Source organism: Campylobacter sp. BCW_6465 (genome assembly GCF_001762815.1).
GTDB classification, from domain to species: domain Bacteria; phylum Campylobacterota; class Campylobacteria; order Campylobacterales; family Campylobacteraceae; genus Campylobacter_D; species Campylobacter_D jejuni.
On record NZ_MJXN01000103.1, the window covers coordinates 3,361 to 4,203 of the forward strand.

Below are 843 nucleotides of genomic sequence, written 5' to 3' on the forward strand. Positions count from 1 at the left end.
GCACTAATGGCTAACATTAAACACAATCCTAAAACTATTAAAAACTTTTGCATAAGAACTCCTCCTTTAAATAGAAATTAATTTTATTTATTTGTAAGCTTTTAAATTCCTCATAGCTTAAATTTGTTGTCTTAATTGGCATTTAGTTTCCTAATAATTTATTAAGTTTTTTATCTTTTGTAAAAGCTTGATAGAGCTTCTCATAGTATATTTTATATTTTTCTACCGCTTCATCAAATAAATCTGCATTTGCTTCATTAATCCGAACATCTACAAGAAAGTAATTCCACTGCATAATATTGTAAGCCATAAAATCTATAACAATGCTTTGAGTAGTGTTTTCAAAAAAATTGTTAAATAGATTATAATTGGATAAAAACCCTACGTTCATATCGTAGGTTCCATTAGAGTTTTCAATTGGGACAACAAAATCTTTCACTCTTTCATTAAAGCCCCATCTTTCTCTATTAACTCCACTATCTATCATTTTAAAAGCTAAAGTAGCAATCGCTTCTAAATAAATTTGTTTTATGCAATAATTAGACTGACGGTCTTCTTGTTTTTTTGTCTCAAATGGTGCAACAAAATAGCATTGAAATATATTTCTATTACTCATAACAGAGTGATTAAAATATTTCAGTTTTTCTCTTGTTTTTTGCCCCTCTTTTGTATCTTTAGGGATACTCTTTAGTATTGAAAAATAGAGTTTAGAATACAATCTATCAAGTTTTTGTAACTCCCCACTTTTATCATTACAAATCATCTTTTCTACTTTTGTACTTGCTTTAGCACAATCAAAACTAGGTTTGGCTTCTTTTGGGGATTGTGCATTAGCACTAATGG

General features: G+C 28.4%; 1 protein-coding gene. It reads right to left on the reverse strand.

The features are described from left to right. Positions 1-142: 142 nt before the first annotated feature. Positions 143-841 carry a lysozyme inhibitor LprI family protein gene (locus tag AJ886_RS07880; RefSeq protein ID WP_070288354.1) on the reverse strand — a complete coding sequence of 233 codons (699 nt, stop codon included), beginning with the start codon at positions 839-841 and terminating at the stop codon, positions 143-145. Between the last annotated feature and the right edge of the window lie 2 nt (positions 842-843).